We start from the raw sequence: 15,147 nt of genomic DNA on the forward strand, positions 1-15,147 counted from the left end.
GGCGCAATGTGAATTGCGAGAGGCGGTGCCGGAGCCATCGGCGGACAGTGTGCTGGTCGTCGCGGTGCTTCCCGCTACGAACAGGCCGGAGGGACCCTGCGAGGTGGCCTGGGTCGGTGACTGTCGCGCCTACCGGTGGAACGGGCGGGTGCTGCACCAGATCACCACCGACCACACTGTCGAGGAGTTGTGCCGCGCCCGCGGGGTCGTTCCTTCGCCACGGATGGGTCATCTCGTCACCACCTCCGTGCGCACCGTGCGACCGGACGAGATCGGTTACGCCGTGACCGGAACGAGCACGGGCAGGCTGCTGCTGAGCACCGACGGAGTGCACAAGCAACTCGGCATCGCCACGATCAAAGCCCTGCTCGCGGCAGGCGGCACGATCGAAACCGTCGCGAGCACGCTGGTCGACACCGCCCTGCGTGCCGGAGGAACCGACAACACCACCGCGCTTGTCGTCGACGTACCGTCCAGCGCGGAGGAGGAGTCCGGCGCGGTGGACGCCAACAGCTGAAGTACGGCCATGCCGGACTCGCCCGCATGGTGACCGAGACCACGTCCGCCCAGGCGATCCGATCAGCAGCGCAGCGGTGGCATTTCAGTACGCTGACCCAGGTGTCCGAACCTGTGCCACTGACGCGCCTGCTCGATGACGCGGGATTGCTGTCCCTCGAGCATCGCCTTCATCTCGAAGAAGTGCTGGGCGAGCACGAGTGGCACGCGGATCTGGACGGACGGCGGCTCGAATTCGTCGGCGAAGCGGGCACATTCGTGTGCACCAAGGTCCATCTGATCGGCACGGCCGACGCCGAGTCGTGGTTGTGGGGATGGGCCAATCCGTGGGGTTATCCCCCGTCGCTGCTCAAGGCCGCGGAGACGGTGCGCGCCTTCGGCGTTCGGTACCGCATCGCCGAATTGTGCTCGGCGGAGCTGCCCATCACCCTGGCGGGTGCGGCTCCGGAGCCGCACCAGGTCGCCGGGTTGCTCGCCGACGCCGCGAAGATCGTCTGGGGGCGCTGGAGTTCCTACTGCGGTGTCACCGACGGGACGTGCGTGGCGTTTCTCGTCGAACATCCGGCGTTCCTGCTGCCGCCGCCCACCGCGTCCAGCCTCGCGCGGGTGTTGGCCTTCGGCGTCGGTGCGCTGCCGCTGAGCGACCACCGCCGCGCCGTGCACAGCTACCTGACCCGGCGGGGCCTGCGCACCGGATTTGCCGATGACTACCGGTGGCTCGAATTCAGTGGCGACGGCGTCGCGGGCGACATCGAGTTCGACGACGGCGGATATGTCGCCGGTCTCGACATTCGCGTGGACCTGGATCGGAGCGAGCCGCCGTCCGAGCCGAAACCGCTGTCGGTGCAATCGTGCCGAGCATCGGTGTCGCGTGGTCGGCGTGCGGCTGGTCATCCCGGACATACGCCGGGAGCGCGGGTCACGGACCTCGGTCTCGACCCACCCCGCCGCTGACCGGCCGAGCCCGGCAAGGACGTGTGACCGGCGCACGCAAGCTTCCACCGACGAGCCGACGACTTTCCTGGGGCGGAGTTGCCGGTGGGACCCGCGCACCGGCCGGGGAGCTGCGGCCCGCGGACGCTCCATACGCCACTATGTGGCTGCCTATTCTATACAAATTGAGCAGTTCGAAGCCGGTAAATACATGATTTGTAAGCGCTCATTCGGATGATGTGATACAACGCTACCAGCGGATACAAAGGGGACTGTTCGACATGGAACCAACGGCCAAGCAGCGCGCCGCGCTGAGCATCATCTGCGACACCTTCAACCCCGGCGACGGGCTGGCACTGCCCGGCGCGAGTGCGCTCGGCGCGGTCGATACGGTCTTCGAACTGCTCGGCCGCAATCCGCGGCAGGCCGAGAAGAAGCAGTTGGCCCTGCTGCTGAACCTGTGGGACTCGCCGCTGACCGGCATGCTCACCGGCAGCGGCCCCCGACGGTTCTCGAGTTTGTCGCAGCAGCAGCGGGAGCGTGCGCTGCTACGGCTCGCCGATTCGCGCTTCGCGTCGGTGCGCGTGATCTTCCAGGCGCTCAAACAAGCTTCGCTGCTGTCCTACAACGTCACTCCCGGCCCATCGGGGACCAACCCGCTGTGGAAAGAGATCGGCTATCCCGCCCCGGCGGGCCCGCTGCCGACGGCGCCCGAGCCTTCCTTGACTCCGCTGCGATGCGGTGCGAACACGGAGCTGTCCTGCGATGTGGTGGTCGTCGGGTCGGGCGCAGGCGGGGGTGCCGCTGCCGCGGTGCTGGCCGAAGCCGGTCTCGACGTCGTGGTGCTGGAACGCGGAAACTATTACGACGACCGGGATTTCGGCACCGGCGAACTCGGCGCCCTGCAGCACCTGTACGCGCCGGGCCCGTCCGCGTCCGCGGAAGGTCAGATCACCCTCGTCGCAGGCACGTGCCTGGGCGGTGGAACCGTGGTCAACTGGAGTACCTCCTTGCCCACGCCCGACGACGTCCGGGCGGAGTGGGCCGCGCTGGGCGCCCCGCAATTCGCCGAGGCCGAATTCGGCGACGCGCTCGACGCGGTGCGGCGGCGGCTCGGCGTGACCGACCGGCGCTCTGCGCTGTCGGCGCGCGACGGCGTCCTGGAGCGCGGTGCCCTCGCGCTGGGTTGGGACGTCGATACGCTGCCGCGCAATGTCTCCGACGCCTGCGATGCCGGTGTGGAGTGCGGCCGATGCGGTTACGGGTGCCGGTTGGGCGCCAAGCAGTCGGTGACCAAGACCTGGCTCGCGGATGCGGCCGACCAGGGTGCGCGGCTGGTGGTGGACGCCGACGTGCGGCGGATCATCGTGCAGAACGGTCGGGCACAGGGTGTTTCGGCACGCACTTCGGACGGCGTGGAGATCGACGTGCACGCTCGCGCGGTGGTGGTCGCGGCCGGGGCGATCCAGACGCCCGCCCTGCTGCGGCGTTCCGGTCTGCGTAACAAGAACATCGGCCGCCATCTGCGCCTGCATCCGGCCGCCGCCGTGTTCGGGGTGTTCGACGAGGAGATCCGTCCCTGGGAGGGCGGCATGCAGACCCGCATCTGCCGCCACCACAGCAATCTGGACGGCAACGGTTACGGCGTCATCTACGAGACCGGGCCGGTGCACCCCGGTCTCGCCACCGGATTCATGAGCTGGCGCGGCGCGACAGACCACCGTGCCGTCATGCTCGACTTCGCGCGTACCAACGCCATCGGCATCATCACCCGCGACCGCGATCCGGGTACTGTCTCCATCGACCGCAGCGGTGAGCCGTTCGTCGATTACCGGCTGTCGGACTATGACGCCGCCCACATGCATACCGGGGTAGTCGGGGCCGCAAGCATTCTGGAGGCGGCCGGCGCACGTCGTATCTTCTCCGGGCATCAGGCGGGCATCTCCTACGAACCAGGTAAGCGCGGGTCGCACGCCGATTTCGCCGCCGCCTGCCAGGCCGCCGGGTATGGACCGGGACAATGCTCGATGGGCGCCCTGCACATCATGGGCTCGGCGCGGATGGGCGGCTCACCGGACATGTCGGCCGCCAACCCCGACGGCGCCACCTGGGAGGTGCCGAATATCGTCGTCGCCGACGCCTCGTCCTTCCCGACCGCGTCGGGTGTCAACCCCATGGTGTCGATCGAGGCGATCGCCTACATGAACGCGAAGCGCCTTGCCGCGCAGCTTGTTTGATGTGGTCGCAGCACAGGGTTCAGATCGCCCGGATGCCGTTCAGCACGGCCTGGAGCAGGCCGAGGTCGGCGTTGGCCTCGCCGGCGGGCGGTTCCGCCCGGGAGACCAGCAGGCCGTCATCGATCAGGTCGCTGACGAGAACCTTCGTCATGGTCAAAGGAAGGCCGAGTTGCGCCGCCACCTCGGCCACCGACTGCGGGGTGCGGCACAACTGGACGATGGCGGCGTATTCCGGTTCGGTGCGTCGCAGCACGGTACCGTGCCCGGCGTCGACCACCAGGCTGGCCACGTTCAGTTCCGGTCGCACGGCACGACCCCGGCCGCGGGTGATGGCGTAGAGCCGGACCAGCGGGCCGGCGTCCTCCTCGTACCAGGGTTCGCGCGGATAACTCATGGCTGTTGCGAAGCGGGCGGCTGCGGGCGCATGTCGACCGACAGATGTGTGCCGACCCGCTGCACCGTCTGATTCATCTGGTAGGCCACCATGCCCATGTCGGCATCCTCGGACGCCAGCAGCGCCAAGCAGGCGTTGGCACCCGCCGCGGTGACGAACAGTACCGCGCGGTCGAGTTCCACCACGGTCTGGCTGACCCCGCCGGCATCGAAATGGTGGCCCACGCTGCGCGACAGACTGTGCAGGGCCGACGCCATCGCGCAGAACCGCTCGGCATCGGTCCGGTCCAGCTGATTCGAATAGCCGAGCAGCAGCCCGTCCGAGGACAGCAGCACGGCCGACCGGGCGCCGGGTAGTCCTTCGACCAGCTCGTCGAGCAGCCAGCCGAGGCCGGTTGTCGGGGAAGTAGTCATCATCGCCTTCTCATGGTGAGTTTCATCATCGCGGTCTAGTCGGCGTCGGGCGGTGTCCGGCGTCCCTGGCGGGTGCCGTTCTCGATGGCACTCATCAGATTGCGTGCCTCGTCGGCGGTCCGCTGCCGTACCGGAGCGATGGCGGGCGTCGCCGTCTCGGTCGGGGATTCGGACTGGCGGCGGCGTCGCGGTAGTGCCGGCCTGGGATCCGCGGTCGCCGCGGCAGCAGAGTCCGATTCGCTGCCCTCGTCGTGCACGCTCGTGCTCGGTGCCGGGGAGGACGAGCCCTGTTCGGAGTGCGGTGTGAACCATGCCGATAGCCGCGCTGCCGGTTGCGGTGTCGCGTCGTCCTGCGCGGTGGTGCCCGTGGCCTCATGGCTCTGCGGCTGCAGGAGTGCGGTGGGGATCAGCACCACCGCCCGGACACCGCCGTAGACCGATTCGCCCAACCGCACCGAAACACCATGCCGGTTGGCCAGTTTCGCGACCACGAACAACCCCAGCCGGGCGTCGCTGGACAGCGACACCACGCTGAAGTCCGGCGAATCCGACAGCAATTCGTTGCGTGCGGCGAAGTCGGCATCCGACATGCCCAAGCCCTGATCGATGATCTCGATCGCGACGCCGCGCCCGACCACGACGCCGGACACCTCGACCCGTGCCTGCGGGGGTGAGAAGGCGGTCGCGTTGTCCATCAGCTCGGCCATCAGGTGGATCAGGTCGGCTACAGCCTTGCTCGACACCTGCGCCTCCGGCATTCGGCCGGTCTGGATCCGGGCGTAATCGAGGCTTTCCGCGACCGCACCGCGGACCAGCTCCAGCAGCGGAACCGGCTTGCGCCAACGGCGGCCCGGTTGCTCGCCGCCGAGAATGATGATGTTCTCCGCATTGCGTCTGGCCCGGGTGGCCAGGTGGTCCAGCTGGAACAGCAGCTCGAGCTGGTCGGCGTTCTCCTCCTTGCGTTCGGCCTGGTCGAGCAGTGTGAGCTGCCGATGCACCACGACCTGGCTGCGATGGGCGATGTTGAGGAACACCGCGTTGACACCCGCGCGGGTCTTCGCCTCCGCGATTGCCGCGGACACGGCGGCGACATGGGCCCTGTTGAAAGCGTCGGCCACCTGGCCGAGTTCGTCGGTACCGAAATCCAGATGCGACGTCTCGGCCGTCGAATCGACGTTCTCGCCCTGACCGAGCCTGCGCATCAGATCGGGCAGCTGATGGTCCGCCAATTCCAGCGTGTCGCGGCGCAATTGCCGCATGCGACCGATGAAGCGGTTGGCCAGGATCAATGCCGCCAGGAAGGCGAGGGTCGCGATCAACAGCACCGCGGCGCCGCCGAGCAGGGACTGTTGCGCGGTCCGGTCGCCGTGGTCCCATGCGATGTCGTGCGCGTCGCGGCTCTGGTCCTCCCAGAGCTTCAGCAGGGCCGACACCACCTGGCCGGATGCCTCCTGCCAAGCCGCGACGCTCATCGGTAGCGTGGCGGTGGAGCGTGAGTCCTGGGACCGCCCGGCACTCTCATTCAGACGAGTCGACTCGTTGGAGGTGGCGTCGTTCGGCAGCACCGGGCCGCGCAGCATGACCGCGTCCTGCATCGCGATCACCGTCTGGTAAGCCGGTCCGGCGGTGATCGCGTTGAGCTGAGCGAGCCGGGTGCCCTTCAGCACCCGCCCCGAATACGCCACCTCGCTGCGGAATTCGCCCACCAGACGGTTGAACTCGGTGAGCTGCGCGGGAGTGTGTTCGCCGAGGGTCAGCGCTACCGCGCCCGACGTGTCCGCCATCGACAGCGACTCGGCCGCTCGCAGCGGATCGACGCCATAGCCCAGTTCGACGGCGAGGTCGGCTTCCGGCGCTACCCGGGCGGCCAGCATCGACGCGGCAATGATCGTTCCGATGACCTGGCTGAAGAATTCGAACACTTGATTCGGCGGGACCTGCTGCGCGTCGACGCCGCCGCGCAGCGTCGGAACCATGGCGAACAGCTTGTTGTAACCCTCGATATCGCTCGCGGAACCGCCGGGATTGAGTTTGCGGGCGGCATCACCCTTGGCCATCACCGCCGCCAGCGCCGCGTCCGAGCGTTGACGCGCCGCGGCAAGCCCTTGCGCGAGTTCGGCATCGCCGGCCAAATACAGCAGCGACAACCGCCGCTCTTCTTGGAACGCTTGCACCATGAGAATGGCCGGCCCCGTGGTGCTGCCGGCCAGCTCCGCCCATTCCTTCGACGCCCGGCTGGAATTCACCAGATAGCCTGCCGCGCCGACGCCGATCGCGAGGAGCGTAACGCTGGAGATCAGCACGATCGCCAATAGCCGCACGCGTACACCGACTCGGCCACGGACATTTCGCTGACTCGACCTCGCCAGTCCCACAGCGAATTTGCGCAGCTCGGCCCACTTGCTCACGCGTAATGCCCTACCTCCGACGCGGTTCCGTCCGGCCCGGACGGCACCTCACCCAATACCCGCGCCAGAGGGTAGCGAAACTATCGCGCCACAACCGCGGATCGTGCACATTGAGACAAATAACATCGCCCCGGTCGAGCTCGTCAACCCGCCATATTGCCGCTCGTGGCAGGTCGGAACAGGATCGACTGACACTGTGGTCAGGGGGTTCGCCTCGGGCTGGGCGACGTACGGACGCGGACGATGGTGAAGACGGTGACCACCAATACCGTCATCAGCTTTACGAGGTTCCAGGTGAGAGGGTCTGTGGTCGGTTCTGCGGTTTGCGGGTCCCTCGGCCGTTGGCGGTTCGGGGGCGACTCGGCGCGGGGGAGCTCCGCCTGCAACGGGGGTGTCTGCGCGTGGACGCTGGCTGGAACCGGAACGAATTCCGGTGCGGGCGGGCCGAGTTGGAGTGGGCTCATCGGCACCGGCGGCGGCGCGGTGGGAAGCAGGAGAAGGCAGGTCAGCACCGCGCTGCCGGTGGCCGCGCTACCGACGGCGGCGCTGCCGAGCCCTGATCCGTTCGACCCCGTGCCGACGAGGCTCGACCCGGAGGAGCCGAAGCCGCTGCCGGTGGCCGATCCGAGCAGAAGCAATGCGCTTCCGGCCAGGGCGCTGCCGGTACACGCCAGCTGGACGCTGCCGGTATCAAGTTGTAGTGCCTCGGCTGGACTACCTGTCATGCCGTGCAGGTCAGGTGCGGCATCCGCTGTGCCGTCGAGTCCCGCATCGGCGGTGCCGAGGAGGCCGGCACTATCAGGGTCAGCACTGCTGGTGGAGAGATGGCCGGGGCGAGCGACCCCGGCGCTGCCAGAAGGCATACGAACTGGGCCGAGACCCAAAGGCTCGCCGTAAGACGCGCCCTCGGTATCGGAACCGAAGGCGCTGCCTGATGGCGAGGCGCCGGGGACCGAAGGACTGCCCGCCGGGTCGGAGCCGACCCCCGGCCCCGCGCTTCCGGTTGCGAGGTCGCCGACGGGTTGCCATGGTGGCGCCTCTGCGTATGCTTCTATCGGCCGGGCCGCGAGTGCGGCAATGGTCAGTGGGAGCATCGCCGCGGCGAATCCCTTTGCGAGTCCCCGTGTTCGAGTTGCGCCTCGATTGTGTCGCATATGCAGTCGCCTCGTCGTTGTCGAAACTTCGCGTAAAGATCAAGACGTGTGCTGATAGCGGAACAGAGCAAGCTCGAAGGCGTCTTTCGGGACCAGGTTCCCGCCCGAGAACGGCTGGTCGAGGTTGTAGATCGCCCGGATCACGACACCGACGACGGCGCCGAGCAGCGCGGTCGTCACGACACTGCGTTTGGTGACTTGGACGCCGGAAAGGACCACGCTGAGCAGCAGCAGGACCGTGCTGACCCACATAGCCAGGAAGAGGAATCCGGGAACGCGGTAACCGGCGTCCAGCGCACGGTCGGCGCGAGCTTGGGCCACCGCCTCCAGGCTGGTCAGCGCACTCGCGCGCAGGCTGTCCGCCTCGGGGTCCGCCGCGTTCACCGACGCCACCGAATCGCGCAGTGTATCGAGGGTGTCCTGGGTGGATTGACTGAGCCGACCTTGGTCGGCCATGACGGACCATTCCTCGGTGATGACCTGTGCGGTGTAATCGCGTACCAGGCCTTGGATTCGCGTGTGGTCGGGATCCGGCATTCCGTGCGCCGCCCAATATGTATCGATGAGTGCCTTTGCTTCGGCAATGGTGTGATTGCGTGCATTGTCGTACTGCTGCCAGGCGATCACCACGATGAACGCGACCACTGCCATGAAGATCGTATTGATCAAGTTGAGCACCAACGCGCCGACGGTGTCGTCGTCGGTCTGCCGCCACGTCTTCGGATGCAGACGATCCCCGGCCACGAGGACGGATACCGCGACCAGCGCGGTGAGCGCAGGGATGAGAAACTCGATGGCCATGCAGCGACTCCGTTCTCTCTGGATGGATCTCGCGACCGCGGCGTCGGCGAAGTAGCGCGCGGCCTGCAGCACCCCCGAGGTGGCTACCGAGAGGATCTACGATGGTGCTGTCGAGAACTGCGTTCGGTCGGATCTGACGAGTAGTGCACAGAAAACCGGTACGCGACATCGGCCTGGGCGAACCGGGCGAATTGCCGTACACGGCAGCGAGTTTGAGACGAATCTGATAATAAACCGCGAATCCGATTGCGAGTTGCGGAATTTCAGAGATCAGTTCCATTAGAAAATCCGGATGGTAACGACACGCGCACGATCGGACCGTGCCGCATAACATCCTGGGATGAATTGCGAGGCGTGTGCGGTCGGCCACGCTCGGCTAGCTCTGGACGCTGGTCTTCGGCCCGGGAGCGTGGGCTCTAACGAGTGATGCCGTCGGTGTCAATGTGTGTTGTCCCACAGTCCGGATATGGCGCCTGGGTATTGACCGTTGGGAGTCCTTCCGCAATCGTGGCACAAAGTTAACAAGCGCTTAGTAAGCCCGTGAAAGGTCCGCAGTCATGCCCGAAGCCGTCATCGTCTCCGTCGCCCGTTCGCCGATCGGTCGTGCCGGCAAAGGGTCGTTGAAGGACCTGCGGCCGGACGACCTGGCCGCACAGATCGTGCAGGCCGCGCTGGCGAAGGTGCCCGCCCTCGGTGCGAACGACATCGATGATCTGATGCTCGGTTGCGGCCAGCCCGCCGGCGAGTCCGGCTTCAATCTCGGGCGTGTTGTGGCGATTCTGGCGGGCCTGGACCGTGTGCCCGGCACCACGGTCAACCGGTACTGCTCGTCGAGTCTGCAGACGACCCGGATGGCGCTGCATGCGATCCGCGCCGGAGAGGGCGATGTCTTCATCTCCGCCGGTGTCGAAACCGTGAGCCGCTACGTCAAGGGAAGCGCCGACGGCCTGCCCGGCACGGAGAACCCGGTGTTCGCGGACGCGGTAGGCCGGACCGCGAAATTCGCCGCGGGAGGCGAGATCTGGACCGACCCGCGCACGGATGATCTGCTGCCCGACATCTACATCGCGATGGGGCAGACCGCCGAGAACGTGGCGCAGCTGTGCGGTGTGACCCGTGCCGAACAGGACGCGTTCGGCGTGCGCAGCCAGAACCTCGCCGAGGCCGCCCTCGCCAACGGGTTCTGGGAGCGTGACATCACTCCGATCACCCTGCCGGACGGCACCATCGTCTCGAAGGACGATGGCCCGCGGCCCGGAGTCACCCTGGACAAGGTCGCCGAACTGAAGCCGGTCTTCCGGCCCGACGGGACAGTGACGGCCGCCAACTGCTGCCCGCTCAACGACGGCGCCGCCGCGGTCGTGATCATGTCCGACACCAAGGCCGCCGAGCTGGGCTTGACGCCGCTGGCCCGGATCGTTTCGACCGGAGTCAGCGCGCTGTCCCCCGAGATCATGGGCCTGGGACCGGTCGAGGCGTCGAAGCAGGCGCTGGCCCGTGCGGGGATGAGCATCGACGACATCGACCTGGTCGAAATCAATGAAGCCTTCGCCGCGCAGGTCATCCCCTCGGCGCGGGAGCTGCGGGTCGACTTCGACAAGCTCAACGTCAACGGCGGCTCGATCGCGGTCGGACACCCGTTCGGCATGACCGGCGCCCGAATCACCAGCACATTGATCAACTCGCTGCAGTTCCACGACAAGCAGATCGGTTTGGAAACCATGTGTGTCGGTGGTGGTCAGGGGATGGCAATGGTGCTCGAGCGCCTGTCGTAACCGCAACAACGCGTTGCTGGCGGTGAGCCGGGTGACCTGGCGGCTCCAGGGCTCGGACAAACCCGCGTGTATGGCCGAGACGGTCGCGGTGTTGGTGCCGTGATCACCGATCAGGAGGATGACAAATGACGACTCCCGACGCGGTTCGCGATGATCTGCGCCGCCGGGTGGAAGCCGTACTCGCGGAGAATGATCCGGCCACTACCGATGCCGTGACTTTTCATCGAGCCAGGTTCGACGCTGGTCTGGCCTGGGTCCACTTTCCGATGGGTCTCGGTGGGCTGGCGGTCGACCGGGAACTGCAGCCGTTCGTCGACGCCTTGTTCGAGCAGGCCGGATCTCCGGGTAACAAGGCGGAGATCAACAGTATCGGTCTGGGCATGGCCGCGCCGACGATCCTCGCTTACGGCACAGCGGAACAACGGCAGCGCTTCCTGCGTCCGCTGTGGAGCGGGGAGGAGATCTGGTGCCAGCTGTTCAGTGAACCGGGTGCCGGCTCGGACCTGGCCGCGGTCGCCACTCGGGCAGTACGCGACGGCGACGACTGGATCGTCAACGGGCAGAAGGTGTGGACCTCGGCCGCGCACAAGGCGCAGCTGGCGATCCTGGTAACGCGCACCGATCCCAGCCGGCCGAAGCACGCGGGCCTGACCTACTTCATCTGCGATATGGCCGCCCCCGGTGTCGAGGTCCGGCCGCTGCGGCAGATCACCGGTGAGGCCGAATTCAACGAAGTCTTCCTCACCGACGTGCGGATACCGGACGCGCACCGTCTGGGCAAGGAAGGGGAGGGCTGGCGAGTTGCGACTACCACACTGAACAACGAGCGCGTCTCGATCGGGGGGCGCGCAGTACCCCGCGAGAGCGGAGTTGTCGGTGTCGCCGCTCGTCTCTGGCGAGAATCCCCGGAAAAGCGCACCCCCGAACTGCACCATCGGTTGTTGCGTTTGTGGGTGGAAGCCGAGGTCTCGCGCCTGGCGGCAACCCGGCTGCGCCAGCAGATTGCGGGCGGTCAGCCAGGACCCGAAACATCCGCGGTCAAACTGTCGTTCGCGCGAGTCAACCAGCAGGTGTCCGGACTGGAAGTCGAACTGCGCGGTGAAGATGGCCTGCGATACGACGACTGGACCATGGTGCGCCCGGACCGGGTCGATTTCGCCGGGCGTGGCGCCGGCTACCGCTTTCTGCGGGCCAAAGGCAATTCGATCGAGGGCGGCACCTCGGAGATCCTGCGCAACATCATCGCCGAACGCGTCCTCGGCCTGCCGGGCGAAGCTCGGGCGGACAAGGACATCGCCTGGAAGGACCTGAGCCGATGAGCGACATCCTGCTGCTCGACACCGATGTCGAGACCTCCTTGCGGAGCGCGGTGCGTGACCTGCTCACCGCGCGATGTGATCCGGCCGCGGTGGCGCGGGCCTACGAGGGCGATCGGACACTGACCCGCACACTGTGGAAATCGATCGCCGACGACCTCGGGCTGGCTGGGCTCCTCATCCCCGAGAACCGCGGCGGAGCCGGCGGCACGGCTCGTGATGCCGCCGTCGTCCTCGAGGAGCTCGGACGCTTCGTCGCGCCGGTACCGTTTCTGACCAATAGCGTGATCGCGGCGACCGTCTTGCTCGCCGGGGACTCCGCCCTGGTCGGCCAGCTCGGCGGCGGTGAATGCACCGCAGCGCTTCTGACGCCGTTCTCCACCGTGTCGGTGCATGAGGTCCCGACACTGACCGCTGATGCTGCCGGCCGGGTGTCGGGCCGCGTCACCAGCGTCGTCGGCGCGCTCGACGCCGATGTGCTGCTGGCCGCCGTGCAGACCGCGAACGGTACGGAAGTCCACGCGCTGGCGGCCGCCGCGGTCGCGATCGAGCCGGTGGTCTCCCTGGACATGACCCGCCCCCTGGCCGACGTCCGGGTCGACTCCGTGCCAGGCCGGATCGTTGTCCCAGCCGAATCGGGTTCGGCAGCACTGCAATCGGGCTTGACGCTGGGCGCCGCGCTGCTGGCGTCCGAGCAAGCGGGGCTCGCGGTCCGGTGCCTGGAGTCAACCGTCGAATATCTGCAGCTGCGCCGCCAGTTCGGCCGGGTGGTCGGCGGATTCCAGGCGCTCAAACACCGCCTCGCCGACCTCTACGTCGAGGTCGAGTCGGCCTCGGCTGCCGCACGATATGCGGCGGGAACGCACGCCGCGGCCGACTCCGACAGCGCGATCGCCACCGCCGTCGCCGCTTCGTACTGCAGTGACATCGCGGTGCGTGCCGCTGAGGAGGCCATCCAACTGCACGGCGGGATCGGCATGACGTGGGAGCACCCGGCACATCTGTACCTCAAACGCGCCAAGGCAGACCAGATCGGACTGGGAAGTCCCGGCCACCATCGGGCGGTTCTGGCAGACCTCGTCGGGCTGCCGCTGGACAGCGATCGCACCTCCCGGGAGGAGACCACGTGGTAACCCTGAACGTGCTGTTCAGTGGTGCCGACACCGGCGGACCAGCGCTCGCTGGTCGAGCCATCCGGTCCAGGTGACCGATACAGCGGACCGCTCGCGCGCGGAGGAAACCCGAGCACGGCTGCTCGACGCAGCCGTGGCCGCCTTCGCGGAACGGGGCTTCCACGGCTCGACAACCCGCGACATCACAGCGATCGCCGGAGTGAGCACCGGAGCCATCTATGTACACCACCGCTCCAAGGAAGAGTTGCTCTGCGCGATCTCGCGTACCGGTCATCTGGACACATTGGCGCGTGTCCGCACTGCCATCGCCTCGGCACAAGATCCCGCCGACCAACTCATGGCGTTCATGCGGGAGTTCGCCATCCATCACGCACGTGCCCACACCGTGGCGCGGATCATCAACTACGAGCTCACAGCCATGAGCGACGAACACCAGCAAGAGATCAGGAAAATCCGGCGGGCGATCGAAAGCGAGGTCAGGAGCTTGATCGAGAAAGGTATCGCCACCGGGGCGTTCGAGAACTCGAATACTCACATGACCGCCACCGCCCTGCTCTCGCTGGGGATCGATATCACGCGCTGGTACCGTGAGGACGGTTCCTGGTCACCGGAAGACATCGGTGACTATTACGTGGAGCTTGCACTCCGAATAGTCGGTGGCGGAAAGTAGGAATGCCGAGCCCGCTCGTGCGGGTCGGGCGGCATCACAAGGTGATCCGGACATGCGGCACAGCAACGGCGCCGAACTGCTCGCGAAGATCGCGGGCGGATTGAATCAGCATGCCCTGGCCTTGTCCGAGCGTTTGACGGAGCAGATGCTCGCGATCGAGCCGGAACTGCGTGGCGACGGCCGGGTGGAATCTCTGCTGCGCGCCAGCGTCACCGGCAACGTGGTGATCGCATTGCACGTCTATGAGCTGGGTCTGGACATCGAGGAGCTCGATGCCCCGGCCGAGGCGCTGGAGTACGCCCGCCGCATGGCCCAGCGCGGCACCTCGGTCACCGCGCTGCTACGGGCGTACCGCATCGGCCAGCGGCTGTTCATCGACCATATGCTCGCTGAGATCACCACCGCGACGAACGACCGCGAACTGGTCGCGGCGGCGGTGGCCGAAATGACCGACCGCTCGTTCGCCTACACCGATCGGGTCACGCAGCAAGTCGTGACTGCCTACCAGGACGAGCGGGACCGGTGGCTGCAGAACCAGATGGCGGTCCGCACAGCCCGGGTGCGCTCGCTCCTGTCCGGGCAGCGCGTCGACCGGGGTGACAGCGAACGCGCGCTGGGGTATCGACTCGACCGGACGCATGTCGGCCTGGTCGTCTGGTCCGATGCCGGCGCCGATCAACTGCGTGCGGCCAAACAACTGGCGACGGCCATCGCCGACCACCTGCGCTGCCAAGGACAACCGCTGCTGATCCCGGCCGACGAATCGACCCTGTGGGCGTGGCTTCCGCAACCGGAACTGGACATCGACCCGGCCGTGGTGAACACGCCGAAGGCGACATGGGTTTCGGTAGGCAGGCCTGCCACCGGGCTCGATGGCTTCCGACTGACCCACCGTCAAGCGACACAAGCGCAGGTGGTCGCGATGTCTGCCCCCGCGCCGCAGCGTGCCGCGGTGTCGTGTTCGGCGGATATCGGGCCGATCGCGCTGATGTGCTCCGATCTGGCCGCCGCCCGGGCATGGATCGGCGAAATCCTCGGGCCGCTGGCGCAGGACGACGATGCCACCGCGCAGCTCCGCGAGACGGCTCGCGTCTTCCTGGAGACCAACGGCAGCTTCCAGGCGACGGCTGAGCGGCTGGTCCTGCACCGCAACACCGTCCAGTACCGGGTCCGCAAGGCGGAGGCAGCACTGGGGCATCCGCTGCGGGAGGGGCGACTGAACGTCGAGGTCGCCCTGCTGGCCTGCCGATGGTTGGGGGCGACCGTACTGCAACCGGGCAACGGCTGAGACAACTGTCGTGCGGCGCGCACGATCACTCCGCATATCTTCATGCGCCCGCACTATGGTCCGGGTCACATCACCTTCCTAACGTGGCGTTCACGCAGCGAGCTGCTGC

The 15,147-nt window shown here is 67.1% G+C and carries 13 protein-coding genes; 8 read left to right on the forward strand and 5 right to left on the reverse strand.

Translation table 11 applies throughout. The annotated features are described in order from the left end of the window. The 3 genes from NA4_RS18175 to NA4_RS18185 all read left to right on the forward strand — a co-directional run. A partial coding sequence (locus NA4_RS18175) for a PP2C family protein-serine/threonine phosphatase (protein ID WP_373862802.1) occupies positions 1–517 on the forward strand: 517 nt, incomplete at its 5' end. 101 nt (positions 518–618) lie between these two features. Further along, complete coding sequence (locus NA4_RS18180; RefSeq protein WP_157129109.1) at positions 619–1,470, forward strand: DUF6882 domain-containing protein; 852 nt, start codon at positions 619–621, stop codon at positions 1,468–1,470. A 260-nt stretch (positions 1,471–1,730) separates the two neighbouring features. Beyond that, positions 1,731–3,686 carry a GMC family oxidoreductase gene (locus NA4_RS18185; RefSeq protein WP_067471021.1) on the forward strand — a complete coding sequence of 652 codons (1,956 nt, stop codon included), beginning with the start codon at positions 1,731–1,733 and terminating at the stop codon, positions 3,684–3,686. Positions 3,687–3,705: 19 nt separating this feature from the next. On the opposite strand, the gene NA4_RS18190 is transcribed toward NA4_RS18185, so the two are convergent. From NA4_RS18190 to NA4_RS18210, 5 genes are all read right to left on the reverse strand, one after another. Beyond that, entirely contained in the window at positions 3,706–4,080 is a 375-nt protein-coding gene (locus NA4_RS18190; RefSeq protein WP_067471023.1) for a DUF742 domain-containing protein, read from the reverse strand. Next, positions 4,077–4,493, reverse strand: coding sequence for a roadblock/LC7 domain-containing protein (locus NA4_RS18195; protein ID WP_067471080.1), 417 nt, complete (start codon positions 4,491–4,493; stop codon positions 4,077–4,079). Before NA4_RS18195 ends, NA4_RS18190 begins: the two co-directional genes overlap by 4 nt. Positions 4,494–4,528: 35 nt before the next feature. Next, complete coding sequence (locus NA4_RS18200; RefSeq protein WP_084497203.1) at positions 4,529–6,901, reverse strand: sensor histidine kinase; 2,373 nt, start codon at positions 6,899–6,901, stop codon at positions 4,529–4,531. A 200-nt stretch (positions 6,902–7,101) separates the two neighbouring features. Further along, a complete protein-coding gene (locus NA4_RS18205) occupies positions 7,102–7,626 on the reverse strand; it encodes a hypothetical protein (protein WP_067471025.1) in 525 nt (174 codons plus the stop codon). 468 nt (positions 7,627–8,094) lie between these two features. Further along, positions 8,095–8,856: a bestrophin-like domain gene (locus NA4_RS18210; RefSeq protein WP_067471084.1), complete on the reverse strand. Its 762-nt coding sequence runs from the start codon at positions 8,854–8,856 to the stop codon at positions 8,095–8,097. Between the two features lie 557 nt (positions 8,857–9,413). On the opposite strand from NA4_RS18210, the gene NA4_RS18215 reads away from it, so the two are divergent. From NA4_RS18215 to NA4_RS18235, 5 genes are all read left to right on the forward strand, one after another. Continuing rightward, the gene (locus NA4_RS18215; protein ID WP_067471027.1) at positions 9,414–10,631 is read left to right on the forward strand and encodes an acetyl-CoA C-acetyltransferase; all 1,218 of its coding nucleotides are present in this window, start codon (positions 9,414–9,416) and stop codon (positions 10,629–10,631) included. A gap of 125 nt (positions 10,632–10,756) precedes the next feature. After that, on the forward strand, positions 10,757–11,950 hold the full coding sequence (locus NA4_RS18220; RefSeq protein ID WP_067471029.1) for an acyl-CoA dehydrogenase family protein: 1,194 nt from the start codon (positions 10,757–10,759) through the stop codon (positions 11,948–11,950). After that, the gene (locus tag NA4_RS18225; RefSeq protein WP_067471031.1) at positions 11,947–13,080 is read left to right on the forward strand and encodes an acyl-CoA dehydrogenase family protein; all 1,134 of its coding nucleotides are present in this window, start codon (positions 11,947–11,949) and stop codon (positions 13,078–13,080) included. Before NA4_RS18220 ends, NA4_RS18225 begins: the two co-directional genes overlap by 4 nt. 70 nt (positions 13,081–13,150) lie before the next feature. Beyond that, on the forward strand, positions 13,151–13,750 hold the full coding sequence (locus tag NA4_RS18230) for a TetR/AcrR family transcriptional regulator (RefSeq protein WP_067471033.1): 600 nt from the start codon (positions 13,151–13,153) through the stop codon (positions 13,748–13,750). 52 nt (positions 13,751–13,802) lie between these two features. Beyond that, entirely contained in the window at positions 13,803–15,038 is a 1,236-nt protein-coding gene (locus NA4_RS18235) for a PucR family transcriptional regulator (protein ID WP_067471035.1), read from the forward strand. The last annotated feature ends 109 nt before the right edge of the window (positions 15,039–15,147 follow it).

This window comes from Nocardia amamiensis NBRC 102102, assembly GCF_001612745.1.
Lineage (GTDB): Bacteria > Actinomycetota > Actinomycetes > Mycobacteriales > Mycobacteriaceae > Nocardia > Nocardia amamiensis.

What these genes read in the sequence shown, in the direction of transcription:
- NA4_RS18185 (WP_067471021.1), top strand. Translation starts at nt 1,731, where the DNA reads ATGGAACCAACGGCCAAGCAGCGCGCCGCGCTGAGCATCATCTGCGAC.
- NA4_RS18190 (WP_067471023.1), bottom strand. Translation starts at nt 4,080, where the DNA reads ATGAGTTATCCGCGCGAACCCTGGTACGAGGAGGACGCCGGCCCGCTG.
- NA4_RS18195 (WP_067471080.1), bottom strand. Translation starts at nt 4,493, where the DNA reads ATGACTACTTCCCCGACAACCGGCCTCGGCTGGCTGCTCGACGAGCTG.
- NA4_RS18205 (WP_067471025.1), bottom strand. Translation starts at nt 7,626, where the DNA reads ATGACAGGTAGTCCAGCCGAGGCACTACAACTTGATACCGGCAGCGTC.
- NA4_RS18210 (WP_067471084.1), bottom strand. Translation starts at nt 8,856, where the DNA reads ATGGCCATCGAGTTTCTCATCCCTGCGCTCACCGCGCTGGTCGCGGTA.
- NA4_RS18215 (WP_067471027.1), top strand. Translation starts at nt 9,414, where the DNA reads ATGCCCGAAGCCGTCATCGTCTCCGTCGCCCGTTCGCCGATCGGTCGT.
- NA4_RS18220 (WP_067471029.1), top strand. Translation starts at nt 10,757, where the DNA reads ATGACGACTCCCGACGCGGTTCGCGATGATCTGCGCCGCCGGGTGGAA.
- NA4_RS18225 (WP_067471031.1), top strand. Translation starts at nt 11,947, where the DNA reads ATGAGCGACATCCTGCTGCTCGACACCGATGTCGAGACCTCCTTGCGG.
- NA4_RS18235 (WP_067471035.1), top strand. Translation starts at nt 13,803, where the DNA reads ATGCGGCACAGCAACGGCGCCGAACTGCTCGCGAAGATCGCGGGCGGA.